The sequence below is a fragment of the Flavobacterium sp. AG291 genome, from assembly GCF_003350375.1.
GTDB classification, from domain to species: Bacteria; Bacteroidota; Bacteroidia; order Flavobacteriales; family Flavobacteriaceae; genus Flavobacterium; species Flavobacterium suzhouense.
Map to the genome: position 1 here is coordinate 85108 of NZ_QQAR01000006.1, position 25202 is coordinate 110309.

Annotated in this window: 30 protein-coding genes; 14 read left to right on the top strand and 16 right to left on the bottom strand. The window is 39.6% G+C overall.

The window, feature by feature from the left end; translation table 11 throughout:
* Positions 1 to 14: 14 nt before the first annotated feature.
* From DEU42_RS08325 to DEU42_RS08345, 5 genes are all read right to left on the bottom strand, one after another.
* A complete protein-coding gene (locus DEU42_RS08325; RefSeq protein WP_114757833.1) occupies positions 15 to 1424 on the bottom strand; it encodes an FAD-binding oxidoreductase in 1410 nt (469 codons plus the stop codon).
* Between the two features lie 47 nt (positions 1425 to 1471).
* On the bottom strand, positions 1472 to 1903 hold the full coding sequence (locus DEU42_RS08330; protein ID WP_114757834.1) for a DoxX family protein: 432 nt from the start codon (positions 1901 to 1903) through the stop codon (positions 1472 to 1474).
* A 2-nt stretch (positions 1904 to 1905) separates the two neighbouring features.
* Complete coding sequence (locus tag DEU42_RS08335; protein ID WP_114757835.1) at positions 1906 to 2436, bottom strand: YceI family protein; 531 nt, start codon at positions 2434 to 2436, stop codon at positions 1906 to 1908.
* Between the two features lie 76 nt (positions 2437 to 2512).
* Positions 2513 to 3727 carry an MFS transporter gene (locus DEU42_RS08340; protein WP_114757937.1) on the bottom strand — a complete coding sequence of 405 codons (1215 nt, stop codon included), beginning with the start codon at positions 3725 to 3727 and terminating at the stop codon, positions 2513 to 2515.
* A gap of 5 nt (positions 3728 to 3732) precedes the next feature.
* A complete protein-coding gene (locus DEU42_RS08345; protein ID WP_114757836.1) occupies positions 3733 to 4644 on the bottom strand; it encodes an AEC family transporter in 912 nt (303 codons plus the stop codon).
* A 143-nt stretch (positions 4645 to 4787) separates the two neighbouring features.
* Here DEU42_RS08345 and DEU42_RS08350 point away from each other — a divergent pair, with 143 nt between their 5' ends.
* From DEU42_RS08350 to meaB, 3 genes are all read left to right on the top strand, one after another.
* A complete protein-coding gene (locus DEU42_RS08350) occupies positions 4788 to 5195 on the top strand; it encodes an Rrf2 family transcriptional regulator (RefSeq protein ID WP_114757837.1) in 408 nt (135 codons plus the stop codon).
* Between the two features lie 45 nt (positions 5196 to 5240).
* Entirely contained in the window at positions 5241 to 5888 is a 648-nt protein-coding gene (locus DEU42_RS08355) for an NAD(P)-dependent oxidoreductase (protein ID WP_114757838.1), read from the top strand.
* Between the two features lie 191 nt (positions 5889 to 6079).
* Positions 6080 to 7165 carry a methylmalonyl Co-A mutase-associated GTPase MeaB gene (gene meaB / locus DEU42_RS08360; RefSeq protein ID WP_114757839.1) on the top strand — a complete coding sequence of 362 codons (1086 nt, stop codon included), beginning with the start codon at positions 6080 to 6082 and terminating at the stop codon, positions 7163 to 7165.
* 68 nt (positions 7166 to 7233) lie between these two features.
* Here meaB and DEU42_RS08365 read toward each other — a convergent pair whose 3' ends face one another.
* Together DEU42_RS08365 and DEU42_RS08370 are read right to left on the bottom strand one after the other, a co-directional pair.
* Entirely contained in the window at positions 7234 to 7464 is a 231-nt protein-coding gene (locus DEU42_RS08365; protein WP_114757840.1) for a hypothetical protein, read from the bottom strand.
* A 123-nt stretch (positions 7465 to 7587) separates the two neighbouring features.
* Positions 7588 to 8997 carry an MATE family efflux transporter gene (locus DEU42_RS08370; protein WP_114757841.1) on the bottom strand — a complete coding sequence of 470 codons (1410 nt, stop codon included), beginning with the start codon at positions 8995 to 8997 and terminating at the stop codon, positions 7588 to 7590.
* Positions 8998 to 9190: 193 nt separating this feature from the next.
* On the opposite strand from DEU42_RS08370, the gene DEU42_RS08375 reads away from it, so the two are divergent.
* Positions 9191 to 9706: an outer membrane beta-barrel protein gene (locus DEU42_RS08375; protein ID WP_114757842.1), complete on the top strand. Its 516-nt coding sequence runs from the start codon at positions 9191 to 9193 to the stop codon at positions 9704 to 9706.
* A gap of 96 nt (positions 9707 to 9802) precedes the next feature.
* Positions 9803 to 10132 carry a hypothetical protein gene (locus DEU42_RS08380; protein WP_114757843.1) on the top strand — a complete coding sequence of 110 codons (330 nt, stop codon included), beginning with the start codon at positions 9803 to 9805 and terminating at the stop codon, positions 10130 to 10132.
* A 75-nt stretch (positions 10133 to 10207) separates the two neighbouring features.
* Here the strand turns inward: DEU42_RS08380 and DEU42_RS08385 are convergent, their stop codons facing one another.
* Positions 10208 to 11086, bottom strand: coding sequence for a PPK2 family polyphosphate kinase (locus tag DEU42_RS08385; RefSeq protein WP_114757844.1), 879 nt, complete (start codon positions 11084 to 11086; stop codon positions 10208 to 10210).
* A 71-nt stretch (positions 11087 to 11157) separates the two neighbouring features.
* Here DEU42_RS08385 and DEU42_RS08390 point away from each other — a divergent pair, with 71 nt between their 5' ends.
* The 4 genes from DEU42_RS08390 to DEU42_RS08405 all read left to right on the top strand — a co-directional run bounded on the left by DEU42_RS08390 (position 11158) and on the right by DEU42_RS08405 (position 16039).
* Entirely contained in the window at positions 11158 to 12003 is an 846-nt protein-coding gene (locus tag DEU42_RS08390) for a DUF6929 family protein (protein WP_114757845.1), read from the top strand.
* Between the two features lie 180 nt (positions 12004 to 12183).
* On the top strand, positions 12184 to 12702 hold the full coding sequence (locus DEU42_RS08395; RefSeq protein ID WP_114757938.1) for an RNA polymerase sigma factor: 519 nt from the start codon (positions 12184 to 12186) through the stop codon (positions 12700 to 12702).
* Entirely contained in the window at positions 12686 to 15625 is a 2940-nt protein-coding gene (locus tag DEU42_RS17545) for a YfbK domain-containing protein (protein WP_114757846.1), read from the top strand. Before DEU42_RS08395 ends, DEU42_RS17545 begins: the two co-directional genes overlap by 17 nt.
* 69 nt (positions 15626 to 15694) lie before the next feature.
* Positions 15695 to 16039 (top strand): hypothetical protein, encoded by a 345-nt coding sequence (locus DEU42_RS08405; protein WP_114757847.1) that lies wholly within the window; start codon positions 15695 to 15697, stop codon positions 16037 to 16039.
* A gap of 52 nt (positions 16040 to 16091) precedes the next feature.
* Here DEU42_RS08405 and DEU42_RS08410 read toward each other — a convergent pair whose 3' ends face one another.
* Positions 16092 to 17723, bottom strand: coding sequence for an ABC-F family ATP-binding cassette domain-containing protein (locus tag DEU42_RS08410; protein ID WP_114757848.1), 1632 nt, complete (start codon positions 17721 to 17723; stop codon positions 16092 to 16094).
* Between the two features lie 116 nt (positions 17724 to 17839).
* On the opposite strand from DEU42_RS08410, the gene DEU42_RS08415 reads away from it, so the two are divergent.
* Genes DEU42_RS08415 through DEU42_RS08435 form a run of 5 tightly spaced genes read left to right on the top strand, consistent with a single transcriptional unit; the run spans position 17840 to position 18829 of the window.
* A complete protein-coding gene (locus DEU42_RS08415; RefSeq protein ID WP_114757849.1) occupies positions 17840 to 18070 on the top strand; it encodes a hypothetical protein in 231 nt (76 codons plus the stop codon).
* Positions 18070 to 18255 (top strand): hypothetical protein, encoded by a 186-nt coding sequence (locus tag DEU42_RS08420; protein ID WP_114757850.1) that lies wholly within the window; start codon positions 18070 to 18072, stop codon positions 18253 to 18255. Before DEU42_RS08415 ends, DEU42_RS08420 begins: the two co-directional genes overlap by 1 nt.
* Before the next feature lie 2 nt (positions 18256 to 18257).
* Positions 18258 to 18476 carry a hypothetical protein gene (locus DEU42_RS08425; protein WP_114757851.1) on the top strand — a complete coding sequence of 73 codons (219 nt, stop codon included), beginning with the start codon at positions 18258 to 18260 and terminating at the stop codon, positions 18474 to 18476.
* Positions 18460 to 18663 carry a hypothetical protein gene (locus tag DEU42_RS08430; RefSeq protein ID WP_114757852.1) on the top strand — a complete coding sequence of 68 codons (204 nt, stop codon included), beginning with the start codon at positions 18460 to 18462 and terminating at the stop codon, positions 18661 to 18663. Before DEU42_RS08425 ends, DEU42_RS08430 begins: the two co-directional genes overlap by 17 nt.
* Positions 18647 to 18829: a hypothetical protein gene (locus tag DEU42_RS08435; RefSeq protein WP_114757853.1), complete on the top strand. Its 183-nt coding sequence runs from the start codon at positions 18647 to 18649 to the stop codon at positions 18827 to 18829. The genes DEU42_RS08430 and DEU42_RS08435 overlap by 17 nt, the downstream gene beginning before the upstream one ends.
* Here DEU42_RS08435 and DEU42_RS08440 read toward each other — a convergent pair.
* From DEU42_RS08440 to DEU42_RS08470, 7 genes are all read right to left on the bottom strand, one after another.
* Positions 18826 to 19551 carry an alpha/beta hydrolase gene (locus DEU42_RS08440; protein ID WP_233506642.1) on the bottom strand — a complete coding sequence of 242 codons (726 nt, stop codon included), beginning with the start codon at positions 19549 to 19551 and terminating at the stop codon, positions 18826 to 18828. The genes DEU42_RS08435 and DEU42_RS08440 overlap by 4 nt on opposite strands.
* A 95-nt stretch (positions 19552 to 19646) precedes the next feature.
* Complete coding sequence (locus tag DEU42_RS08445) at positions 19647 to 20171, bottom strand: GNAT family N-acetyltransferase (RefSeq protein WP_114757854.1); 525 nt, start codon at positions 20169 to 20171, stop codon at positions 19647 to 19649.
* 49 nt (positions 20172 to 20220) lie between these two features.
* Positions 20221 to 20823 (bottom strand): MAPEG family protein, encoded by a 603-nt coding sequence (locus tag DEU42_RS08450; RefSeq protein ID WP_114757855.1) that lies wholly within the window; start codon positions 20821 to 20823, stop codon positions 20221 to 20223.
* Positions 20823 to 21488, bottom strand: coding sequence for a DEAD/DEAH box helicase (locus DEU42_RS08455; protein ID WP_114757856.1), 666 nt, complete (start codon positions 21486 to 21488; stop codon positions 20823 to 20825). Before DEU42_RS08455 ends, DEU42_RS08450 begins: the two co-directional genes overlap by 1 nt.
* A 185-nt stretch (positions 21489 to 21673) precedes the next feature.
* Positions 21674 to 22837 (bottom strand): sigma-54-dependent transcriptional regulator, encoded by a 1164-nt coding sequence (locus DEU42_RS08460; protein ID WP_114757857.1) that lies wholly within the window; start codon positions 22835 to 22837, stop codon positions 21674 to 21676.
* Between the two features lie 136 nt (positions 22838 to 22973).
* Positions 22974 to 24269 (bottom strand): ABC transporter permease, encoded by a 1296-nt coding sequence (locus DEU42_RS08465; RefSeq protein WP_114757858.1) that lies wholly within the window; start codon positions 24267 to 24269, stop codon positions 22974 to 22976.
* Positions 24269 to 25195 (bottom strand): ABC transporter ATP-binding protein, encoded by a 927-nt coding sequence (locus DEU42_RS08470; protein ID WP_114757859.1) that lies wholly within the window; start codon positions 25193 to 25195, stop codon positions 24269 to 24271. The genes DEU42_RS08465 and DEU42_RS08470 overlap by 1 nt, the downstream gene beginning before the upstream one ends.
* Positions 25196 to 25202: the final 7 nt, after the last annotated feature.

The following is a 25202-nucleotide window of genomic DNA, read 5'->3' on the forward strand; positions in this document are numbered from 1 at the left end:
GGAGCGTTTTGTTATTATAAATTGTCCGGTAATATTTTCCCCGGATTGAGAATATTGTTAGGATCGAATATGTTCTTGATACTCTTCATGAGTTGCAGTTGAGTATTATTAAAAGCAATATCCATATAATTCTTCTGTACGTAACCGATGCCATGCTCACCTGACAGCGTTCCTTTCAGGGAAACTGTAAGCTCAAATATCTCACGAATCCCTTTAGGCACCTCACTATTCCATTTTTCATCGCTCATATCGCCTTTAATGATATTTACATGAAGATTGCCATCACCGGCATGTCCGTAACAAACTGAATGGAATCCGTATTTCTTACCGGCAGCTTTTATTCCTGCTAATAATGTTGGTAGCTCATAACGTGGTACAACAGTATCTTCTTCTTTGTACACCGAATTTGACTTTACGGCCTCACCTACAGCGCGACGCATTTTCCAGAGTGCATTCTTTTGCTCTTCGCTATCAGCAAAAAGAATCTCGTCAATCTCAAACTGATCCAGCACTCCCATTATCTTTTCCGCTTCAGCAAAAAGCATATCCGGATAATTACCATCTACCTCAATAAGGAGGTGTGCTTCAACCTCATCTTTTATATCAAGGCTAACACCATCAACATACTTAAGTGTCCAGTCAATAGCATCACGCTCCATAAATTCTAAAGCACTTGGTACTATGCCAGCACGGAATATTTCAGCTACCGCCTCACACGCCTGAGCAGACTTAAAGAAAGGCACCATCATAAGTATGTTATGCAAGTTCTTTGGCAAAAGCTTCATTACAATTTTAGTGATGATTCCTAACGTACCCTCACTACCTACCATAAGCTGCGTCAGGTTATATCCTGTAGAATTCTTAAGCGTATTGGCACCTGTCCAGATAATTTCACCGGAAGGCAGGACAACTTCCAAATTCAGCACATAGTCCTTTGTTACGCCATATTTAAGTGCGCGTGCGCCACCGGCATTTTCGGCAACATTCCCACCAATGGTACAACTACCCTGACTGCTTGGATCCGGTGGATAAAACAATCCTTTCTCAAAAGCGGCCTCACGAAAAACCTGCGTAATAACGGCCGGCTCTACAATACCCTGAAGATTTTGCTCATCAATTTCAATTTTATTGAACCTTTCCATAGAAAGCCCGATACCTCCATAAATACTAAGAGCACCACCGCTTAATCCGGTACGACCTCCTATGGGAACAACAGGAATTTTATATTCGGTTGCAAGTTTCATTATTTCTGAAACCTCCTGCGTATTGCCGGGCTTAACTACAACCGATGGTGGAAAGTTATAATCTTCCGTTTCATCATGACCGTAATGTTTTCTGGTTTCTTCGTCTAAAAAAAGAAATGACTGCCCCACTATCTTTTCAAGTGAAACAATCATTTCCTGTGGTATTATTGTATTTTCCATGGTATTTTATCAGCGTAACTACGATTCAAAAATACTATAATTTGAGCTTAAGGATACAGTTTTGGCCTTCTCTTTTTATAGATTAGATGATCTATAGAATATTTACCGCTTCCGGTTATAAGCAGTAATACATAAATAGCAAGATATAAGCCCGGTAGTTCCTGTTTTTCAAATCCATCCGGAGCATGTACTACAAACACAATTATGGCCATTGTGGCAATAAGCGGCAGGACCACCAATCGTGTGGCAAAACCTATCAAAATAAAAACAGAACAAACAAATTCGGCTACAAAAGCCAGTACAAGTGAATTAGCCTGACCTATTCCTATCGGATCAGCAAACTGTATAGGCTCACCTGAAAAAAGCATCATATACTTTTTAGCACCATGCGTAAGCATAAAGCAACTTACAACTACCCTGATAAGAAACAAACCTGTATGGTACAGCTTCTTATCTTTTGACGTATCAAACAACCACATGACTATTGCTGAATGAATTGCAGATTAGCAATCAGTTTCACCTCTTCACTTACTGTAAGACCACCACCTTCTACAACCGCATTCCAGTTCAGTCCAAAATCTTTACGGTTAAGCTTACCTTTTACTTCAAGGCCTACTTTAGTATTTCCATAAGCATCATTGGCAGTACCACCATATTCTCCTTTAAACTCAATAGCTTGTGTCACCCCTCTCATGGTTACATCGGCAACAATGGCATATTCATCATCATCAATTTTTTTAATTGAAGTCGTTTTTATGTTTATTTCAGGATGACCTTCTGTTTCAAAAAAATCGGCGCTCTTTAAGTGTCCGTCTCGCTGAGCATTATTTGTATTGATACTGGCTGCATTTATTTTGACTGCTATCTCTCCTCCTTCAAATGTATTTTCGGGAGTAGTTGCCTCACCTGAAAATTCACCAAACGATCCTGTTACGGTAGAAATAACAAGGTGTTTTACTTTAAACTGTATTTCAGAATGCGATGGGTCTATTGACCATTTTTTTGTAGACATAATGTATAAGATTTGGTTTAATCTTATAAAATTAAGAAATGCGTTACAAAAAGGCAGTTAAAGTTTTGTGAACAAATCAGTTCTTTTTCTTAAGATTAGGCAGGAACATAGCAATTATACCAATCAATGGAAGATAAGCACATATATGGTATACATAATCGATGCTTGTTTTCTCCGCCATATAACCCAATATAGCAGCACCAAGGCCTCCCATACCAAAGGCAAACCCATAGAATAAACCTGAAACCATCCCCAGTTTTTTAGGTAAAAGCTCCTGGGCATACACCAATATCGCAGGGAAAGCAGAGGCAAGCAATGTTCCGATGATAACCGAAAGAATTGTAGTCCAGAACAAATTAGCATAAGGCAGCATCAAAGCAAATGGCGCTACACCCAGTACCGAAAACCATATTACATATTTACGCCCGAATTTATCCCCTAGCGGGCCTCCTAATAAAGTACCTATCGCTAATGACAGAAGGAAGATAAACAAATGATATTGTGCATCCTGAACCGACAGGTGGAATTTGTCTATAAGATAAAATGTAAAATAACTGGTAATACTCGCTACATAAAAGTATTTAGAAAAAATAAGCACCAATAATATAATTACCGAAATAACGATTCTTCGCTGTGAAAGATCCGGTAATACAATTTCTTTCTTGTTACCTGCATTAAGGTTCAAATGGTGGAAATACCAGTTTCCTATGCGCCAAAGAACAGCCATTGCCGCTATCGCTATAACTGAGAACCAAATAATATAATGCTGATCGTGGGGAACTACGATCCACGCAATTAGCAACGGACCGATGGCTGTACCTGTATTACCCCCAATCTGGAAGATGGATTGTGCAAGGCCTCTCTTTCCGCCCGATGCCAGATATGAAACCCTTGAAGCCTCAGGATGGAAAATAGAAGAACCAATACCTACCAACACTACCGATAATAATATAAACCCAAAACTTGCTGCATACGATAATAATACTATCCCTGAAAGTGTAAACAACATCCCAAACATTTTAGAATAAGGTTGTGGTTTTTTATCAGTATAAAAACCCACAAAAGGCTGAAGTATGGAAGCTGCCAGCTGATAGGAAAACGTGATAAGTCCTATCTGGGTAAATGTCAGATTATATTTGTCTTTCAGGATTGGATATACAGCCGGGATTACCGCCTGTAACAGGTCGTTAAGCATGTGGGCTATCGCAACCGAAAAAAGTATGGAGTAAACTGTTTTTTGAACTATTTCTTTACGCTGCCCGTTTATAGCAGCCGTTTCAACGTTATTCATAGCAATTAAAATGTATTCAGTATATAATACCAAAGTGCGAGTGTAATGAATGAAAGCGGTATCCCTACCCCTATCATCATGCCCGCAAGCCTTGGCTTAAGTTTGTATGACGATGCCAGTATCGCTGCCGATATCATGGGAGCCATTGCAGCCTCCATTACAGAGACATCAACCTCCATGCCCTGTCCTCCAAGTATTACCCTGTAAAGCAAAAATAAAACAGCGGGCATCAGTATAAGTTTGTAAAAAAGTCCGAGAGATAAGAATCCCCAGTGTTTGTTTCTTCGTTGTATCTTCAATTGTAATCCTACTGCAACAAGGGCAACAGGGGTAACTGTAAAAGACAGTTTTTGAAAAACCGATTGCAGCATATCGGCAAAATCATAACCTAAAATGTTCATGATTACACCCACAAAAAATGCCACAAATGGAGGAAATACCAATATCTTCCTGAATAAGGATGACACCCCTGTAGCTTCGTTAGAATAGGCTACAGCAACAATAATCCCCAAGGTAGCTATAACCACAAAGGTTCCCGGCTGATCGACAATAATAGCCGTCTCTAGCCCTTTTTTGCCGTAAAGTGCTTCAATGATAGGAAATCCAACAAAAGACGTATTACTGAGTCCTCCCGTTAATATCAGACAGCCTATAAGTTTTTTAGGCCAGCCCAGCCATTTGCCTAACACTCCAAAAAACAGCCAGGCCAAAAGGAATCCAATCCAGCCGGACGCTAATGGATACAGCAGTTTTGTACTAACCTCTATTTTAGGAATATAATACAGTGCAAGCGCCGGGAGCGAAATATTGATAACAAACTGGTTGAGTCCTGTGTGTGCATTCGCCGGAACAGCTTTCACACGCTGCAGGGCGATTCCTGCAAACAGGCAAACAAATATCAGTATAATGTTATCCATTAAATATGGCAGTGTAATAATTTGGACACAAATTTAAGATGCAATGCCCAATACACCCAATAAAAACAGTAGAAATATACTGTAACTAAATAATTTGCAGATATTAAAAACTTACTTATATTTGTAACAGAATTTATTACAGTATGATTTCAGGCAAATTCGCCATTACGGTTCACATTCTTTCGTTGCTATCCAAGCATCCGGAAGACTTTCTGTCGTCTGAATATCTTGCAGGTAGTATGAACATTAACCCTGTACTGGTGCGCAAAGAAATTGCAAACCTGAAAAAACATAGCATCGTAGAAAGCCGTGAAGGTAAATATGGAGGCACACGATTACTAAAGCCTGCAAAAGAGATTACCCTAAAAGACATTTTTTGCATGACATTTGAAACGGTTCACCTTGGCTATGCCAAAAACGACCCGAATCCGGCCTGCCCTGTTGGGAAGAATATCAACCAAAACCTGGAAACACTTTACACCGATATCAATAAAAACATTAGCGGGCAGCTTGAGAAAATCTCGTTGCTTGAATTTACAAAAGACTTTTAAAATTTTTTACACAAAACTGTAACAATAAATATTACATTTACACTTATGAAAATAGCAATCGTAGGAGCTACAGGATTTCTGGGCTCATTATTAGTAAAAGAATTTGCATCACGCGGACATGAGATTACTGCAATTTCGAGAAATCCATCGGAAGATGTACCTGCAAATGTTTCAACCGTTAAAGCAGATATCTTTAACACAGATGCACTTGCCGATATCCTTAAAGGACATAATGCGGTAGTGAACTCATATAACGCAGGCTGGACTAACCCTAACCTATACAACGACTTCCTTGAAGGTTCTAAATCTATTCAGCAGGCCGTTAAACTATCTGGAGTAAAACGTTTTATTACTATAGGTGGAGCCGGTAGCCTTTACATTGCACCTAATGTTCAGCTGGTAGACACTCCGGAATTCCCTAAAGAATATCATGCAGGAGCAACTGCTGCCAGAGACTACCTGAACATCCTTAAAGAAGAGAAAGAACTGGATTGGGCATTCTTCAGCCCGGCTATCGAAATGCATCAGGGTATAGATACAGGTCGCACAGGCCATTACCGTCTTGGTCTTGAAAATCCCGTTTTTAATGCTGACAACCGTAGCATCCTTTCAGGGGAAGATCTTGCCGTAGTACTTGCTGACGAGGTAGAAGCTCCTAAGCATCACCAGTTACGTTTTACGGCAGCGTACTAATCAGTTTTGGGTTATCGGGTTTAGAGTTTAGAGTTGACACTCTTACCTATTCTTTGTGAACCTTGTGAATATATCTTGTGTCCTTTGTGGTAAACCTTACCACAAAGGACATTTTAATTTGTGCTAATTCGTGTAATTCGAGGCAAAGAAATCAAGGAAAAACCTTAATTTTACTTTTCTAATCTAATACTGTGGATAAGCCCAAAGCCCATAAAACCGCACTACACGAAGTCGATGGCATAGACCAGCCGGAGAGCATCAGTAAAGCATCTATTGAACATGTAACCCGACTTAGGAAAAAGCAACCTACTGCACAGGAACTGGTAAACGGAATACTAAACGGCGACAAAACCGCGCTTAGCCGTGCCATTACTTTAGTGGAGAGCACTAATCCTTCGCATCTGGAAAAAGCTAATGATGTCATTAACCAATGTCTGCCACACGCGGATAAGTCGGTGCGTATAGGTATTACAGGTGTTCCCGGAGTGGGCAAGAGTACTTTTATAGAAGCTTTTGGTAAACACCTGACTTCACTTGGACGTAAGGTTGCCGTACTCGCTGTTGATCCAAGCAGCTCACTTTCACATGGAAGTATTTTAGGCGACAAAACCCGTATGGAAGAGCTGGTAAAAGATGAGAATGCTTATATCCGTCCTTCAGCATCGGGTGACACGCTCGGCGGTGTGGCACGCAAAACGCGTGAAGCTATCATCTTGTGCGAGGCTTGTGGCTTTGATACTATTATTATAGAAACTGTTGGCGTAGGCCAAAGCGAAACTGCAGTACACAGTATGGTCGACTTCTTCCTGCTGCTTAAGATTGCCGGTGCCGGTGACGAACTTCAGGGTATTAAAAGGGGTATCATGGAAATGGCCGACCTTATCGTTATAAATAAAGCGGATGGCGATAATATTAAAAAAGCTAAACTGGCTAAGACTGAATTTAACCGTGCCTTGCATTTATTCCCACCAAAAAATTCAGGCTGGCAGCCAAAGGTTACTACCTGCAGTGCTATTACCCATGACGGTGTTGCTGATGTATGGGATACTATAAACGAATACCTAAGCCTGACAAAAGAGAACAGATTCTTTGGTTTCCGCCGAAGCGAACAAAACAGTTACTGGCTTACCGAAACCATAAACGAACAACTGAAGAATAATTTCTACACCCGTGAAGATATAGCTGCATTATTGGAACAAAACAAAAAAGCGGTGCAAAATAACGAATTATCGCCTTTTGCAGCCGCTCAGGTATTGTTGGAAAAGTATTTTAAATAGTTTTCAGTCGCAGTCACAGTTTTCAGTCCTAAAGATACTGCCTACTGCCACTGCAAACTGAATACTTTCTATTGTCCTTCGTAACGTTCTACTTCTCTGTCGTAGAAATTATTTGCCGCTTCGATCAGGCCTTCCATTTCTGCGTTAAGCTCGTTCTCATCAAGATCTTCCGGCTCTTCAAGGAATTCAACCTCATCATCTTTAAGATTGATGATAAAACGAGGGTAATCTAAATGGATAATAAAAATATCATCAGGATAATCAGTATTATCGGCAAGTACAAATTTTGGTAATTCCATATATAGTCTAAAGTTTTAAAGTCGTAAAGTTTATAGTTTCTGTCATTTCGACCGAAGTGAAACGAAGTGGAGAAATCTCTAAGATTCTTCGACTACGCTACGCTACGCTCAGAATGACAAACATTATGCGATTATTTCCGTTAACTGTGACTGATCACTGCCAACTGATTTAATCATCTTATTCGTTAAATAATTAAAGCGAAGATACAAAAATATTGCGGCAACGGTAAGCCCTGACAATAGTCCTATCCAGATACCCATAGCTTTTAGCTCTGTATATATCCCTAAATAAAATGATACAGGGAAACCTATTACCCAATAGGCAATAAAAGTTATAATTGTTGGCAGCTTAACATCCTGCAAGCCTCGCAGCGAACCCAATACCACTACCTGCAATCCATCAGAAATCTGGAATATCGCCGCAACAATTAATAATTGGGATGCTATAGCAATAACTTCAGTATTATCCTGTAGCTGTGCTACATTTTCCATATTCAGGAAGAAATGTGGCAATATGGTATGCAGTGCAATAAACATTAATGCAAAGCCTATTTCTAATATCAATGTCAGAAGAAAAATTGAACGTGCTACAATTTGCAGGTTCTTGTAGTCACCAAATCCTTTTTGGTTCCCAACCCTAACCATAGCCGCAACACTTAGCCCCATTCCGAACATAAACGTCATAGATGATAAACTTAATGCGATTTGGTTGGCTGCCTGATTGGTTTTACCAATAGAACCCGAGATCCACACTGCTCCGGTAAACAACGCCACCTCAAACAACATCTGCATAGACGATGGCAGTCCAAGTGCTGTTATTTTCTTTAGCATTGATTTTTTGATCTCGCTAAAGCTGAAACCATGAAAATACTGTTTCATTTTCTCCTGCCTTGAAAGCATGATGTGCATATAGGCCAGCATAAACAAACGTGATATTACCGTACCCAATGCAGCACCCATAATACCAAGTTTCGGGAATCCGAACGCGCCATAAATAAGTACGTAGTTAATACCAATGTGTATTACGTTTGAAGCAATAACGGCATACATGGCAAACTTGGTTTGCGACATACCGTCGGCAAACTGTTTATATCCCTGGAAAATAACCATTGGCACTAATGAAAATGCTACCCAATCAACAAAAGGGGAAGCAAGCTCGATAACTTCCTGTGGCTGGTGCATCAGCTGCATTAAAGGCTTGGCAAGATACACAACTCCAAAAAGACATATACCTAATATCGTACATAATAACAATCCGTGATGGAATGCAGAACGCACCGTAGCTGTATCTTTTGCAGCATCGCCTTGTGCCACCATTGGCGTTATAGCTGTAGAAAAACCTATCCCTACCGACATAGCAATAAATACCATACTGTTACCCAGTGAAACAGCTGCCAGTTCGGTAGCACCTAGTCGACCCACCATGATATTATCGACTACACTAATTAGCGTATGTCCCAGCATTCCCAGTATTACAGGGTAGGCAAGGCGAATATTAGCTCCAAATTCCTTTGTATAAACAGATAGATTCACTTCAATTTTTTTGCAAAGGTAGGCAGAAGGATGAGATTAGAAAGCCGAAAAACTTAAAACATTATTAATCAAAATATTAACCTTACATTTCTTTAATTTTATGAATTTATTACAACTAATTAACGAATTGTTGTGTTTTTTAATAATGCAAGCATACTAATTTTACCCATAACTAACAATAACACGAGAGATCATGAAAATGGGAATTAAATTAAGAGGCCTGCTGCTTGCCACTATGCTAACATTTGGCGGAACAGCTTTTGCACAGGATAGTGCATCTTCCACAGATGGTTATGACCAAGGGTTTAAACTTGGCTTTGGAGTTAATGCCGGCGTTACTACAGGCGACTACTTCAACTGGGCTTTAGGTGGTGATGTAAGATTACAATACGACTTTACCCAAAAGACATCCTTAACATTAACAACAGGTTTTACGAATCTGTTTGGTGATGACGAAATTAAAGATCTTGGTTTTATTCCTGTTAAAGCAGGTTTTAAAGCCTTTGTATGGGAAGACCGTTTTTACGTACTTGGTGAAGTAGGTGCCGGTTTTGCAGTAACTAACGACTATGACGAGACTTCATTTTTATGGGCTCCGGGTATAGGATACGCAAGTAAGCATATTGACGTAAGCGTAAGGTATGAGGGAATGAATGATTTTCATGCTGACCAGATTGCCCTCAGACTTGCTTACGGTTTTAAACTGTAATGCCTAAGATAACCTAAGTGCAGAACTAACCTTTGCTAAAAACCTGCGGTATATTGCTGCAGGTTTTTTACTTTTGTAATAGCCAACACATTACCCATGAAATTATTTATTATTGACTGGTCTAAAGAGCTTACTACACCCCTTATAGATTTCTGTAAAAAAAATGCAGATGTGGTAGGCATTGAGCTTCGTGATGGTGGCGAAGCTTACCGAAAAACGGGTTTACTAAAACCTGATGTAATAGTGATAAACTATGCTACCAAACCCTCTCATGGCAGGCAAACTGCCGACAGCATCCGTCAAAGGAAAGCAACTTCACAAATTCCTATTTATTTTATTGATGGTGCTGAAGACGAAAACGAGCTAGCCGAGCATATGGGCATTTGCTTTTCTCAGGAAGAACTTCAGGATTTACTCCTGGAGTAGTTATTGGGTTTAGGGCTGCCACTCCTGTCGGATTTGTACTCTAAATAGAGCATCGGACTTCCGACATCCGACATATTACTTTTCACTCTTAAGTTTATTTTCGTAAAAATGAATATTATCCAGAACCTTTTCATCTACTTCAGGTTCCCTGAAATCATATTTTTTGATTTCTCCAAGAATAATACTGGCAACCATTAATCGTGCTGCTTTTTTATCATCACAAGGTATAGCATACCAGGGCGCATGATGGTGCGATGTGTTTTGTATCATATCCTCATAATATTCCTGATACTTTCCCCACACTTCCCTTTCATCAAGGTCTCCGGGCGAGAATTTCCAGTTATGGCTTTTCTTCTCAAGTCGACGCAAAAGGCGCTGCCTTTGTTCTTCTTTACCCAAATGCAGGAAGAACTTAATCACAATCATTCCATTTTGGGTTATATGTTTCTCAAAATGATTAATTTGTTCATAACGCATTTGCCAAAAATCCTTAGGTATGTCTTTTACATCTTCAATTCCCGGAAGATTTTCTTTTAAAAGATATTCCGGATGCACCCGGGTAACCAAAACATTCTCATAATGCGAACGATTAAATACTGCAAACTTACCTTTTTCGGGCAGGGCTATATAATGGCGCCAAAGGTAATCGTGCTCCAGTTCGGCTGAAGTAGGCTGCTTAAAACTAAACACATTTACTCCCCTGGCATTAAAGTTTTTAAACACTTCCCTGATAAGGCTGTCTTTTCCTGAAGTATCCATTCCCTGCAAAACAACCAAAACACTGTAACGATTATTGGCATACATCTTGTCCTGCTGCTTGGAAAGCTCTTTGCTGACTTCTTTAAGGGCATCTTTTTTATGTTCATCTGTCAGTCCTAAGTCTATGTGCGTTGGTGCGTGTTTAATACTGAATTTATGATCGGCTCTAAAATCGTCGGGATTGATTGCTTTCATGGATAATTGGTTTATCTTTATATAAATGTAAGAATTAAAATTGTAAAGAATTTTTCTCAAAATATAATGTTATGCAAAAGTTTCAGCTGGAACTGTTTTTACACATCATAGGTATAGGCTCTGCATCGGGTCTGTTATTAAACGGCACTAATCTGTATCTTGTATCTGACAATAGCCATATACTTTATGACTATAGCCTGACCGATAAAAAACTGGACAAAATCAATATTGCGCCAAAAGGCTACGAGGGTCCGCTTGAAAATGTCCCTAAAAAAGACAAGCCGGATTTTGAAGCACTGACCTCCTTTGGTGAAGAACTATATCTTTTCGGTTCGGGTTCTACGGCTAAACGCAACACCATAGTACACGTTGACGGTCAGTCAAAAAAAGTGTATCCACCAATAGATGCTACCGATCTTTACCTTGCCATGCAGGATTTCAGCGAAATTAATGCTGAGAATTTTAACATTGAGGCCGTTGCCTATGATGGTAATACCTGGTATGTATTTAACAGGGGCAATGGCCCTAAAGGCCAGAATGGCGTTTTTACCATGAATGGTGATATTAACGAGTCTATGTTTCAGTTCATCTATAACGAAGTAAAACTTCCGCTAATAAACGGAGCGCCCTCCAGCTTTACCGATGCCATACTGATAGATGATAAGCTTTATTTTCTGGCAACTGCCGAAAAAACAACCTCTACCTATAAAGATGGAGAAATTTCGGGTACGCTTATCGGCCGAATGGATACCGAATCTATGGAAGTGGAATTTACTGAGGTAATCTCCAACAAGAACAAATTCGAAGGACTTACACTGTATAAAAAACAAGGCGATAAGCTCGAATTCCTTCTTTGCGAAGATACCGACAGTGATGCTACAGAAAGTAACATTTATAAGCTTACGCTTGAGAAGTAGTTTTGAGTTTCGGGTTTCGGGTTCAGGGTTGCTCACTCCTGCACAAAACTCAGAACACAAAACGCTAAACCCTGAACAAAAAAATTTCATACCCTTCCCAACCTTTTCATCACTTTTATAATCTATATAGAAAAGAGACAAATTGTGATGGACGAAAAACTCATATCAGCATGCAGGAAAATGCACCGGGACTCACAGAGGCAGGTGTATGAGCTTATGGCTCCTAAACTGTACCATACCTGCAAAAGGTACCTGAAAAGCGAGGAAGAGATAGAAGAGGCTATGGCCGATGCCTTCTATACTATTTTTACCAAACTTGACCAACTGAAAGAAGACAAGGCCTTTGAAGCATGGGCCCGCAAAATTGCGGTAAACCTTTGCCTGATGAGCCTTAAGAAAAACGTAAACTTCAATATCTACATTGAAGACATGAGCCGAAGCAGCGAACCATCCGAAACCCAGTCGGCCGGGCTTGAGGAAGAAGACCTGCTAAACCTGCTCACCCATCTGCCGGAAGGCTGCAGGACCGTATTTAACCTGTATGCCATAGAAGGCTATTCTCATAAAGAGATCGCCTCCATGCTGAATATTTCTGAGGGAACATCCAAATCACAATTAAACGTCTCCCGCACGAAGCTAAAGGAATTAGTAAACAGTGTTTATTATCAAAACGAGAACAGTCATGGAAAATCAAGATAAAATATACGAACAGTTTAAAGAGGCTGCAGGCAAAGCCGAACAAAAGGATTTTGCCCGTATGGAAGCGGTATGGAACCGCGTAGAAGAGAAACTGGACAATAAAAAACAGCGCAGGATCGCTGCCTGGTGGAAATACACAGGCATGGCTGCGGTATTCTTACTGTTTATGGGCGTTGGTTTCTTTATGCTGACTAACGAAAAAAACAACCCTGTTATTGCGCCAAAAGTTACTCCTGAAAATAGCGTAACCGTTATTGACACCCAAAAGGTAAAACAAACTTTTGATCCTGCTAAAACGGAGGAGAGAGAAGCGGTTGTTACTACAGAAACAAAAACGGCAAAAACTGCACCGATGGAAGTTATGGCTTCAGGCATGAATGCTGTTACAAATGAGGCGAAAGAGGAGTATTCAGTAAAATATGATGCCTATACACCAACCTTAAATGATAATGTAGTGGAAAGCTCCGCAACAGCTAGCCCTACAGGAGATGTTAATTATACCGAACCAAATGCCAAAAGCAAAGACAAAGCGCAGGCTATAGAACCAGCAACCTTAGTCACTGTTCAGCCTGTGGCAGAACCCGTTGCAACTATTATAAATCCTGCCAGTGTAGAAAAGAAAATGGTATCAGGAGTTATAACCGATAGTAGTGGTTTACCGGTACCGGGAGCAAATGTTGTAATACAGGGCACAACAAAAGGTACCCAAACCGATTTTGACGGTAAATACATGATTGATGCTAAAGAGGGTGAAAAGCTTATCGCTTCATTTGTTGGTATGCAAACTCAGACGGTTACACTTGGCAGAAGAAAAGACAATGTAAATTTTAAACTGGCTGATGATACAACGACACTTGAATCAGTTATTGTAGAAGCTTACAGAACAACCTCATATCGCAGCGCCGAAGAACGAAAAACAATGCGTGAGGAGCGCAGAGAAGAAAGAAAGGCTAAAAAAGAAGCCAAAGAAGCAGCTAAAAATTCAACTGCAACATCACAGGGTTATGTTAGTGCACCGGCAGTAGCTGAGACCTACAGAACAACCACAAAACCTCAAAGCAATGTTGCTGTCACAACTATAACCTCTAAAACCATCGAAGGCAGGCCTAATGCTGACTTTGTACAAACATTACAGGGACAGGTACCGGGACTGAACATTAGCACAGGTTCAGGGCAACCGGGAGCGAACAGTACGGTTGTATTGAGAGGTGTTGGTTCTATAAATGGAAATGTCGAACCACTGTATGTTATTGATGGCGTTCCTTTAAACTCAGATAAATTCAGGAAAATAAATCCGAATGATATTGAGAGTATCATCGTTCTGAAAGATGCCGGAGCTACTTCAATCTATGGCAGCAGAGGTGCTAATGGAGTGATCATCGTTAAGACCAAAAAACCTTTGAGTGACAGAGAAAAACGTAAACTGGAAAAACTAAATAAAAAACTGGAGCAACAGAAAAAAGAGCATCCGGAGAGTTTTACTACTACCGAGGCTCCTAAACAAGCATCCATAGAAATAGATCAGGAAGACTATGAATCGTTTGAAGAGAACAAGTTTGAAAACCCTGCCACTACTCCACTATCAACTTTTTCGATAGATGTGGATAACGCTTCGTACACGAACATCAGGCGTTTCCTGAACAACGGGCAGACCGTTCCAAAGGATGCAGTACGCATAGAAGAGATGATCAATTTCTTTAAGTATCAATATCCTCAGCCGGCAAACAACGAACCGTTCTCTATCAATACCGAGTACAGCGATGCACCGTGGAATCCTCAGCATAAACTATTGAAGATTGGGCTTCAGGGCAAGATCATTCAGGATGATAATCTGCCGGCTTCTAACTTTGTATTCCTGCTTGATGTTTCCGGTTCTATGAACGAACCTAACAAATTGCCTTTGCTAAAACAAAGCATGAAAGTACTGGTAAACCAAATGCGTAAAAAAGACAGGATTGCGATTGTGGTTTATGCGGGTGCCGCGGGATTGGTATTGCCTTCTACAAATGGTGACGAGAAAGAAAAGATATTCGACGCCCTTAATAACCTTAATGCAGGTGGGAGTACAGCAGGTGGTGCAGGTATTGAGCTTGCCTATAAAACAGCCCAGGAGAATTTTGTAAAGAATGGCAACAACCGTGTAATACTGGCTACCGATGGCGACTTTAATGTAGGCGCTTCATCGAACACCGACATGCAGACCCTTATTGAAGAGAAACGTAAAAGTGGGGTATTCTTAACCTGTCTTGGCTATGGTATGGGTAACTATAAAGATTCTAAACTGGAAAACCTTTCTGACAAAGGAAATGGCAACTATGCTTACATCGACAATATGCAGGAAGCCGACAGGTATCTGAACAAAGAATTCAAAGGTTCTATGTATGCCATTGCAAAAGATGTGAAGATACAAATTGAGTTTAACCCGAAACATGTGCAGTCGTACCGATTGATAGGCTATGAAAACCGCAAACTGCGTGACGAGGATTTTGCCAACGATGCTATTGATGCGGGTGAGCTTGGCAGCGGCCATACCGTAACAGCACTTTATGAAATTATACCAACCGGTATAAAAAGTGACTACTTTAATGCGGCTCCTGAACTGAAATACAGCCAACCAACAGGTACTGCCAATCAGTACAACGATGAACTGGCTACGATAAAATTCAGGTCTAAAAAGCCGGATGAGGATAAGAGTAACGAGATCATAAGGGTAATACCTAATAATCCAATTCCGCTGCAAAGCACCTCGGGCGATTTTAAATTCTCTGCTGCTGTGGCATGGTTTGGACTGAAACTGAGGGATTCAAAACTTGTTCCGAACAAAAAAACTGACGATATAAAATCGCTTGCCAAACAAGGACTACAAAATGACCCCGATGGTTACAGAGTAGAATTTGTAAGACTGGTGGATATGGTAAAATAAATTTTTAGTTACTTAACTCAACTAAGCCCGGCAGAAGCCATAATCGGCCGGGCTTTTTTAATTCAATCTATGAAGACATTTATTTCAATACTTTTTATAGTAAATACTTTTATTGTCTCAGCACAGGAGAAAACACCACAGGAAAAATTTGAAAATGACCTGAAAAGAAACACTATCACCTTATACCAACTTGGCGGAATTGCCCCAAAGGCAAAAACCCAAACCGATTTAGATTTCCAGACAAAATATAAAGTAAAGTATTATGATTTTGGTTGCCTTGCTCCTGCTAATATTAGTTTTTATGAGGGTTATAATCTTCTTGCCTTACATTACCTCGCTGACAAATATGGTACAGAAGAAATAAAAGATATCCGACAAGACATATTAGGCTTTGACAAATGGAACAAGAAATAACAAAAAAGGCAGAAGTTAACACTTCTGCCTTTAGGTTATATTCATCCCGATATTACTTCTCTATCTCCCTAAGATTTTCCATCTTCTTCATTTCAAGGAAACCTTTAATATCTTCAAAATGTTCTTTTACACGTTTGTTGCCAAACTCAAACACTTTAGTTACCAGCCCGTCAAGGAAATCCCTGTCGTGCGATACCAGTATCAGCGTACCGTCAAATGCGATAAGCGCATCTTTAATGATATCCTTGGTTTTCATATCAAGGTGGTTGGTAGGCTCATCCAGAATAAGTACATTATAGGGCTCAAGCAATAACTTAATCATGGCAAGACGTGTCTTCTCACCTCCAGAAAGTACTTTTACCTTCTTGGTTGTATCATCGCCACTAAACATAAACGCTCCAAGAATAGTTTTGATCTGCGTACGGATATCACCCTCAGCAATACGGTCAATAGTATCAAAAACAGTAATCTCTCCATCAAGAAGTGATGCCTGGTTCTGTGCAAAATATCCAATCTTTACATTATGGCCTACTTCCAGTTTACCCTGATATTCCAACTCACCCATAATGGCTTTAACCATCGTAGATTTACCCTCACCATTCTTACCTACAAAGGCAACTTTCTGACCACGTTCAATAACCATCTCAGCATCTTTGAAAACCACATGGTCACCGTATGATTTAGAAAGCTCATTTACCACTACAGGATACTGACCCGAACGTGGAGCCGGCGGGAACTTAAGGCGAAGCGCCGAAGTATCTACCTCATCAACCTCAACAAGTTCCAGTTTCTCAAGCATTTTAACACGCGACTGCACCTGAAGTGTTTTAGAGTAAGTTCCTTTAAAACGCTCTATGAATTCCACATTCTCGGCAATCATCTTTTGTTGCTCATCATAAGCTTTCTGCTGATGTGCACGACGGTCTTTACGTAGCTCTAAATAGTGTGAATATTTTGCTTTATAATCATATATCCTTCCCATTGTAACTTCAATGGTACGGGTAGTAATATTGTCTACAAACGCCCTGTCGTGCGATATTACCATAACGGCTTTGGCACTGTTTACAAGGAAATCCTCAAGCCATTGAATGCTCTCGATATCCATGTGGTTGGTAGGCTCATCCAAAAGGATAAGGTCAGGCTTCTGAAGTAATATCTTAGCAAGCTCGATACGCATTCTCCATCCACCGCTGAATTCAGATGTAGGCCTCGCAAAATCCTCACGGGTAAAACCCATACCGAGAAGTACCTTTTCAACTTCAGCTTCATAATTTACCTCCTCAATAGAGTAGAATTTCTCGCTAAGTTCTGATACTCTTTCGATGATCTTATAGTATTCATCCGACTCGTAGTCCGTACGAATGGTAAGTTGTTCGTTAAGCTCATCAATCTCAGCCTTCATCTTAAAGATGGTTTCAAAGGCTTTAGATGTCTCTTCAAATACAGTAGCATTGTCTTCGGTAAGCAAGTGCTGAGGAAGGTAGGCAATAACAGTACCTTTTGGAGCCGAAATGTTTCCTGACGAAGGTTTGTTTACCCCTGCAATAATTTTAAGCAGTGTCGATTTTCCCGCACCGTTCTTACCCATAAGGGCAATCTTATCCGTTTCATTAATCGAAAAAGAAACATCGCTAAAAAGCGTGGTACCGCCAAACTGTACCGAAAGCGCATCTACTGTAATCATGATTATTTTTTTGAAGCCGCAAAGATAGGATAATCAGGCGATTTGGCAAAGAGGGTTTATTTGCAGAACATAAAAAGATTGGCTACTTTTGAAAGTATAATTTTTAATTGATTTTGATGAAACCTTGGGTTAAAGCCGGTTTGCTTTGGGCGTTGTGGATGTTTGTTTTTATGACATTCATAGCTCCTTATATATTGGTATGGACCGGATTTCAGGATGAAAATGAACCGAAATTCCCATTAGCTAAAATTGTTATTAATGCGGTGGTATTCACCATTTGCGGACTTATTTTCGGATACTGGAATTCTAAAAAGAAAAATGGGCCTAAAAAACAAATGGACTCCTAATGAAAAGCTGGATAAAATTCGGATTGTTCTGGGGAATGTTTATGGCATTGGTCATAAATGTATTATTTCCATTATTTGATGGAACGGATATCGTTCCGATGAAAGTTCTTGTAAGCATTCCGTTCTGGCTTGTTGGCGGACTCATCTTTGGTTACGTTTCACGCAAAAAAGAATCAAAACAATAATTATGTCACGATATACAAAAGCGGTTATAGCCTGGTTCTTTTTCTGCTTTGTGCTTACCACTTTTGTATTGCCTTTACTTGGCTGGAGCAATAACACTATTGACCTCTCACAGATAGTTGTCAACTTTTTTCTTTGGGGAATTGTCTGCTTTTTCGTAATTTACATGGAGAAACGACGCGTAAAGAAACTTAAAAAAGATAACGATGAAAAAATGGGTTAAATATGGATTGCTCCAGGGAGCTCTTATGGCCTTTGGACTCGCCATAGCCTTTCCAATATTAGATGGAACATTTTCCACCACAAACCTAGTGATAGGGATACCTGTATTTATACTGTCGGGATTGGTTTGGGGATACCTGATGCTTGGAAAACAACCAAAAAAATTATACAATGAAAAAATGGGTTAGATCAGGACTAGTTTGGGGAGGCATCCTTTATATCATCACCATGATTATTTTTCCCCTTTTTGACCACGAACGTTTTACCATTACCAAAATACTTTTGGGTATCCCACTATGGATAGTAGTAGGTTTGATTTTGGGTTATTTACTGAAAAAGAAGAAGGCACATTAATTCTTTAAAACATCATCAGCAAACTTTTTAAATTCCGATTTAAAATGTTTGTTATCATTGATACCGTTATGTCCCTGACCCGGAAGTGTAATTAATGTCTCTCTCTCTTTAAATTCTGCTTTAAGCTTTTCCGAGTTACTATAAGGCAACAATTTGTCATCAGAACCGTGAAAAATACAGACAGGTGCTTTTACTTTTTGAAGGAATTCATGAGTCTCAAAATTATATTTCTTTAAAAATCCCGGCATAAATGGAACCATAGAACTAATTGTTTCCCTTAGACTGTAATAGGGCGCCTGCAAAACCAGTCCTGCAGGTTTATTACCAGAAGCCAGCTTAGCTGCTGGTCCAGTACCTATGGAATAACCCACAATTATAATTTTATTCTCAGGATAGCCTGCCTTTACATAATCATAGGCCTTTTGCACATCATTAAGAAACTGTTGTTCCCCTGATATCTTCCCTTCACTTTTACCGTAACCCCTATAGTCCAGAATGAAAATATCATATCCCATATCGTTATAAGTCGTAGCGATTTCACCCCAACCTTTCACCGAACCTCCATTACCATGAAGATAAAACACGAGTCCTTTAGTTTCCGCTGATTTAAAAAGCAAACCGTTCAAGTTTACATCCTTCTCAACAGGAATAGAAAGCTCTTCAAATTTAGAATCAAATGAAAACTTATAGTTCTTAGTCAAAACTTCAGGCTGAAAAATCATTCCCTCCTGATTAAAATATAAGTAAGCAACCAAAAACAGTTATATAAACCCAAGAAAAGAAACAATAATAATCGTTATAAATTTGAGGCTCTTAATCATAAATTCGGATTCTTTATTTCATACCAGGCTTCTTCCACACCATCCTCAATAAAAGTCTCAATGAATTTTAAACCCGATTTTTCGAGAATTCTTCGCGATGCTTCATTACCGGTATCAGCATAAGCATTTATTTTCTCTAGCTTCATTACATTAAAGCCATAGTCTACCAATGCCTTCGCAACCTCACTTCCATAACCTTTACCCCAGTGCTTTTTAAGAAATCGATATCCCAAATCTATAAATATGCCTCTATCCGGCAGGTTGCGTTCTCTTTTGAGCCCTGCCCAACCTACAAATTCATCTGTTTCTTTAAGGATTACAGCCATTCTTACTATCCCAAATTCGGTATACTGCCATTGCAGGTTTTCAATAATAGGGTACACTTCATCAATATGCTTTAAAGGATTATTACCTAAGTACAAATGCACTTCAGGATCAGAATCCATTTCAAACATAGCCTCAGCATCTGAAGATTGAATTAAACGAAATAACAGACGTGGGGTTTCGAGTATTGTTTGCATGACTAATTGATTACTGAACACGAATATAAAGAAAAAAGCTACTGATTTCTCAGTAGCTTTTTACATCTCCGCCTTCGGACAGAGAATTTTTAAATATTTGTATGGCATTATAATCTTCAATACCAAGAATATCGATCAGGTTAAGGAAATGAAGTTTGCCTTCATTATGATAATATACAAGCTGCGGGCGTATGTCCTGCATTTGTCCCCTATGGTTTAATTCAAAATATTTGATGATTTCACTACCATCTGTAAAATTCAGAAGAACGCTTATGTCCTTCCCATTTGGCCAGCTTTCTTTATCTGTAGAAAAGCTTTCTGCTTTCCTTAAATAGTTTCCATGATCACTAAATTGAAGTTTACTGATTAAAGAAAGATTATATTTATGTTCATTTATGGCTATGCTATCTTTTTCGAAGGTAATTATACCTTCAAGTATTCTTTTAGGCTTTTTTATAAAAAATGATATTACTTTAAGTATAATACCCAACAGAAATATTGACCAGCAAATTACCCTTAGGGTTTTATTGTCTGTAATATAGCCTATAGTGTAAGCAATTATAGCTACCATCCAAAAAACACCTACAAAATGATTTACAGAAAGTTTTCTCAAATCTACTTTAGGAGGCGTAAAAACCTTAAACGTATTCATTACTCCTGAATATTGTCATCTTCCTCCTCATCGTCGTAATCCTCATCCTCTTGATCATCAAATTCAAAGAATAACGGCTCTACCATTATTTTATCAGCCAGTATCTCAACACGATCGGTAATTACATCGGTAAAGAACAGTCGTTGCGTTTTAGTAATACTGTTTGATATACGCGCTATTTTTGGCTCCATCCTTACTTTAAGCAGGTCTTCGGCATCGTCAACAATGAACATTTTTAGCCTGTTTACATCAAATCCTGCTGTGGAGAACATCTCATTAAGCCTTACCGGCGTACCGATAAGCACATCGATACCAAGTGAAATCTGGTTTTTATCATAGTCAATATCACCCTGCTCGTATACACCATACACACGCAGGTTATTGTAATTACCATACTTTTTAAAAAGCTCCATCATTTCCAGCACTTTAGCTTTATCCTGAACCATGATCAATGCTCGCGGCGACTCCTCAAATGGCTTATCAAGACGTTGAATCACATTGATAACAATAGTTGTAGTCTTACCAAGTGTCGAATCTGCCAGAAATACACAGTCAACACCACTTTTAATGGTACTCCATGTTTCTTTTTGCAATTCGGTAGGTTCTGTAAGTCCCGCTTCTTCAAGGGCACGGGCAAGCTTTTCGTTTATTTTTTTTAAATGCATTTTTTTGCTATTACACAGAGATTCTCTAAGAAGCACAAAGATTCACAGAGAATTACTACTTTGTGCGCTCTTAAATTCTGTATTGTTGAAAGAGACCACAAAGTAACGAAAAGAAAAATAAAAAACCTCAGAGAATCTCTGAGGTTTCTTTATGTTCCCGATAGCTATCGGGACAGTGATAAATTTTATTTACTTGCAAAAAGCTTTACATCGGTCTCGCTTATTTCGGCGCCTCCTAATATTATAAGGCGCTCTACTACATTGCGTAGCTCACGGATATTACCCGTCCAGTCATATTCCTGCAATAGTTTAATGGCTTCTGCCGAAAACTTCTTGGTAGCCGAGCCCTGCTCTGAAGCTATCTTCTCCGCAAAGTGGTTTACAAGTGTTGGTATATCATCCCTTCTGTCGTTCAGCGCAGGTACTTTTACAAGAATAACTGCCAAACGGTGGTATAAATCCTCACGGAAACGCCCTTCGGCTATTTCCTTTTTCAGGTCTTTATTCGTTGCTGCAACAACGCGAACATCTACTTTAATATCTTTTTCGGCTCCTACTCTCTGAATCATGTTCTCCTGAAGTGCACGAAGTACTTTTGCCTGAGCGGGCATACTCATATCCCCTATCTCATCAAGGAAAATAGTTCCTTTATCGGCAGCTTCAAACTTACCGGCACGATCTTTCACCGCACTGGTAAAAGCACCTTTTACGTGACCGAACAATTCACTTTCTATCAGTTCCGATGGTATCGCAGCACAGTTCACCTCAATAAAAGGCGCAGCAGCGCGCTCGCTCTTTTCGTGAAGCCAGTGTGCCACAAGTTCCTTACCGGTTCCGTTAGGGCCGGTAATCAATACGCGGGCATCAGTAGGCGCTACTTTTTCTATAATTTCTTTTATGTGATTGATAGGCTCACTGTCACCTACCATCTCATAACTCTTGCTGACTTTCTTTTTCAGCATCTTGTTCTCAACCACCAGTACTTTTCTGTCCAACGCATTGCGAACAGTATTTAGCAAACGGTTCAGATCCGGTGGTTTTGATATGTAATCAAATGCCCCAAGACGCATTGTATTGATGGCTGTTTCCAGATCGCCATGACCCGAAATCATCACAAACGGAATTTCCGGTTTTATCTTCTTTACCGCTTCCAGTACCTCAACACCATCCATTTTTGGCATCTTAATATCACAAAGCACCAGGTCGTAATCCTCGTTCTTTATTTTTTCAAGCCCTGCAAGGCCGTCTTCGGCCTCTTCAACTTTATAGGTATCGCTTTCCTCCGAAAGTATCTTTCCCAATACCCTGCGGATTGCAGCCTCGTCTTCTATTATTAATATTTTGGACATTCTTTTCTAGATTGTTAGATTCATGGATTCTTTGAGTGTTCGCTAAATATATTAATCTTATAAAGCTTACTATTTATGATTAACAAAATCCATGCTATTTTTTAACGTACTGCATACTGCGACTGAAAACTGCATACTAGTACTTAAGCCATTTGAATATTTCCTTATACGTTGGTTTCTTACCATACATAAGAATACCGATTCGGTAAATCTTAGCTGCAAACCATACTACAAGGAAGAATGTAGCGAATAACAATACTACCGAAACTATAATTTGCCATACCGGTACACCAAACGGTATACGCATCATCATTACGATAGGCGATGTAAGCGGTATCATTGAGAATACTGTTGCTACTGTACCGTGCGGATCATTGATTACCGTAAAGAACCCTACATACACTCCCAGCATAAGAGGAAGGATAATAGGCAATAAGAATTGCTGTGAATCGGTTTCGCTGTCTACTGCTGCACCTATCGATGCATAAATTGAGCTGTATAAAAAGAAACCTCCAATAAAAAACACAAGGAATGAGATTAGCATAGTAGCCCACGGCAAGGATAAAACTTCCGGAATGTAAATCATCCAGTTTGATATATTTTCTGAAGCTTCCTTCAACTGCGCTCCGGCACCTACTTCGGTTAAATTAATTCCTAAAAAATTAGCTGCAATAAGCATTAGACCCGATCCAAGAACAGTCCATATAAGGAATTGCAAAATTCCCGCCATAGACGTCCCGATAATTTTACCCATCATCAATTTAAATGGCTTAACCGATGAAATAATGATTTCGATGATACGATTAGTCTTTTCTTCGATTACGCTGCGCATAACCATGTTTCCGTAAATGATGATGAACATCATGATGAGATAACCAAAAGCAAAACCAATACCTATCTTAATTTCATTAAACCATTTCAGGCTTTCCTCCCCTGAGAATTTGCTCAAATGAATTTCAGATTCAGCTTTTGCCTTACCTATCTCGTCATAATTAATATTTTTCTGTTCAAGGTTATACCTGAAAAGCTTATCGTTTATAACATCCTGCACGCCATCAATAAAATCCATTGATGGGCTTTCGTCAGAGATATATTCTACTTTCTTCTCCAATTCGAGAGGCGTGGCAACCTTTGGTACATATATAAGACCCTCATAACTTTTAGCAGCTTTTTCTTTGGCTACTGCCAATGGCATCTCCGATAAGTTTACATATTCTATTTTCTTAGTGTCTTTAAAATCCGGCTCCAGCATTCCTGATTCGTCATGGATCGCAATTTTTATTACTTCATCATCATTTACACTGGCAAGATAACCCACCAGCATCGCCATAGCTGTAAACAATAACGGACTCAAAAAAGTCATCACGATGAAAGATTTGTTGCGCACCTTGGCTACAAACTCTCTTTTTACAATTAAGGATAGGCTCATAATTATCGTTTGCTTACAGTTTGAATAAATATATCGTTTACGCTTGGTATCTTCTCAACAAAGTAAGTTACATCGCCCTTTTGTACAAGGTCACTTAACAGCTGTCTCGAAGTAACACCTTCCGGCAGGGTAATCTGAAGCTTAAGTTCATCATCAAGGGTTTTAAAACTTGCCGGAGCCACCTGGTACTTTTGGCTAAGTTCTCCCGTGACCTGATGGTTATTCCCTGACAGTATACCTACTTCAAAGGTATTGGTACGGTATTGCTTCTTAACATCATTAAGTTCGCCTTCGATAAGTTTGTTAGATTTATGGATAAGTGCAATATGGTCACACATTTCCTCTACGCTTTCCATCCTGTGGGTAGAGAAAATAATTGTAGTTCCTTTATCACGAAGCGCAAGTATTTCATCTTTTATAAGATTGGCATTTACAGGGTCAAAACCACTGAAAGGCTCATCAAAAATAAGCAGTTTGGGTTGGTGTAGTACCGTTACCACAAATTGTATTTTTTGCGCCATCCCTTTCGACAACTCCTGGATCTTTTTATCCCACCATCCTTTTATCTCAAGGCGGTCAAACCAATACTCCAGCTGATCTTTAGCCTGCTTCTTGGTAAGCCCTTTAAGCTGGGCAAGATACAATGCCTGCTCGCCTACTTTCATGGTTTTATACAATCCTCGCTCTTCGGGCATATAGCCAATATTGGCAATATGACTTGGATTGAGCTTTTCACCATCAAGGTAAACTTCACCGCTGTCGGGCATTGTAATTTGGTTAATAATTCGGATAAGGGAAGTCTTTCCTGCTCCGTTAGGACCTAAAAGTCCATATATACTGCCTCTCGGCACCTGTAGTGAAACGCTGTTAAGGGCAGTATAATTGCCATATTGCTTAACAACATTCTTTACTTCAAGAATTGGTTCCATTCAAATT

What these genes read in the sequence shown, in the direction of transcription:
- DEU42_RS08410 (WP_114757848.1), bottom strand. Translation starts at nt 17,723, where the DNA reads ATGATTACAGTAGATGCGCTTTCGGTACAGTTTGGCGGTACCACGCTT.
- DEU42_RS08350 (WP_114757837.1), top strand. Translation starts at nt 4,788, where the DNA reads ATGATTTCAGGCAAATTCGCCATTACGGTTCACATTCTTTCGTTGCTA.
- DEU42_RS08435 (WP_114757853.1), top strand. Translation starts at nt 18,647, where the DNA reads ATGAAAAAATGGGTTAGATCAGGACTAGTTTGGGGAGGCATCCTTTAT.
- DEU42_RS08425 (WP_114757851.1), top strand. Translation starts at nt 18,258, where the DNA reads ATGTCACGATATACAAAAGCGGTTATAGCCTGGTTCTTTTTCTGCTTT.
- DEU42_RS08345 (WP_114757836.1), bottom strand. Translation starts at nt 4,644, where the DNA reads ATGGATAACATTATACTGATATTTGTTTGCCTGTTTGCAGGAATCGCC.
- DEU42_RS08325 (WP_114757833.1), bottom strand. Translation starts at nt 1,424, where the DNA reads ATGGAAAATACAATAATACCACAGGAAATGATTGTTTCACTTGAAAAG.
- DEU42_RS08395 (WP_114757938.1), top strand. Translation starts at nt 12,184, where the DNA reads ATGCACCGGGACTCACAGAGGCAGGTGTATGAGCTTATGGCTCCTAAA.
- DEU42_RS08430 (WP_114757852.1), top strand. Translation starts at nt 18,460, where the DNA reads ATGAAAAAATGGGTTAAATATGGATTGCTCCAGGGAGCTCTTATGGCC.
- DEU42_RS08340 (WP_114757937.1), bottom strand. Translation starts at nt 3,727, where the DNA reads ATGAATAACGTTGAAACGGCTGCTATAAACGGGCAGCGTAAAGAAATA.
- DEU42_RS08455 (WP_114757856.1), bottom strand. Translation starts at nt 21,488, where the DNA reads ATGCATTTAAAAAAAATAAACGAAAAGCTTGCCCGTGCCCTTGAAGAA.
- DEU42_RS08440 (WP_233506642.1), bottom strand. Translation starts at nt 19,551, where the DNA reads ATGATTTTTCAGCCTGAAGTTTTGACTAAGAACTATAAGTTTTCATTT.
- DEU42_RS08415 (WP_114757849.1), top strand. Translation starts at nt 17,840, where the DNA reads ATGAAACCTTGGGTTAAAGCCGGTTTGCTTTGGGCGTTGTGGATGTTT.
- DEU42_RS08335 (WP_114757835.1), bottom strand. Translation starts at nt 2,436, where the DNA reads ATGTCTACAAAAAAATGGTCAATAGACCCATCGCATTCTGAAATACAG.
- DEU42_RS08405 (WP_114757847.1), top strand. Translation starts at nt 15,695, where the DNA reads ATGAAGACATTTATTTCAATACTTTTTATAGTAAATACTTTTATTGTC.
- DEU42_RS08375 (WP_114757842.1), top strand. Translation starts at nt 9,191, where the DNA reads ATGAAAATGGGAATTAAATTAAGAGGCCTGCTGCTTGCCACTATGCTA.
- DEU42_RS08450 (WP_114757855.1), bottom strand. Translation starts at nt 20,823, where the DNA reads ATGAATACGTTTAAGGTTTTTACGCCTCCTAAAGTAGATTTGAGAAAA.
- DEU42_RS08330 (WP_114757834.1), bottom strand. Translation starts at nt 1,903, where the DNA reads ATGTGGTTGTTTGATACGTCAAAAGATAAGAAGCTGTACCATACAGGT.
- DEU42_RS08390 (WP_114757845.1), top strand. Translation starts at nt 11,158, where the DNA reads ATGCAAAAGTTTCAGCTGGAACTGTTTTTACACATCATAGGTATAGGC.
- DEU42_RS08385 (WP_114757844.1), bottom strand. Translation starts at nt 11,086, where the DNA reads ATGAAAGCAATCAATCCCGACGATTTTAGAGCCGATCATAAATTCAGT.
- DEU42_RS08470 (WP_114757859.1), bottom strand. Translation starts at nt 25,195, where the DNA reads ATGGAACCAATTCTTGAAGTAAAGAATGTTGTTAAGCAATATGGCAAT.
- DEU42_RS08355 (WP_114757838.1), top strand. Translation starts at nt 5,241, where the DNA reads ATGAAAATAGCAATCGTAGGAGCTACAGGATTTCTGGGCTCATTATTA.
- DEU42_RS08420 (WP_114757850.1), top strand. Translation starts at nt 18,070, where the DNA reads ATGAAAAGCTGGATAAAATTCGGATTGTTCTGGGGAATGTTTATGGCA.
- DEU42_RS08445 (WP_114757854.1), bottom strand. Translation starts at nt 20,171, where the DNA reads ATGCAAACAATACTCGAAACCCCACGTCTGTTATTTCGTTTAATTCAA.
- DEU42_RS17545 (WP_114757846.1), top strand. Translation starts at nt 12,686, where the DNA reads ATGGAAAATCAAGATAAAATATACGAACAGTTTAAAGAGGCTGCAGGC.
- DEU42_RS08380 (WP_114757843.1), top strand. Translation starts at nt 9,803, where the DNA reads ATGAAATTATTTATTATTGACTGGTCTAAAGAGCTTACTACACCCCTT.
- DEU42_RS08460 (WP_114757857.1), bottom strand. Translation starts at nt 22,837, where the DNA reads ATGTCCAAAATATTAATAATAGAAGACGAGGCTGCAATCCGCAGGGTA.
- DEU42_RS08365 (WP_114757840.1), bottom strand. Translation starts at nt 7,464, where the DNA reads ATGGAATTACCAAAATTTGTACTTGCCGATAATACTGATTATCCTGAT.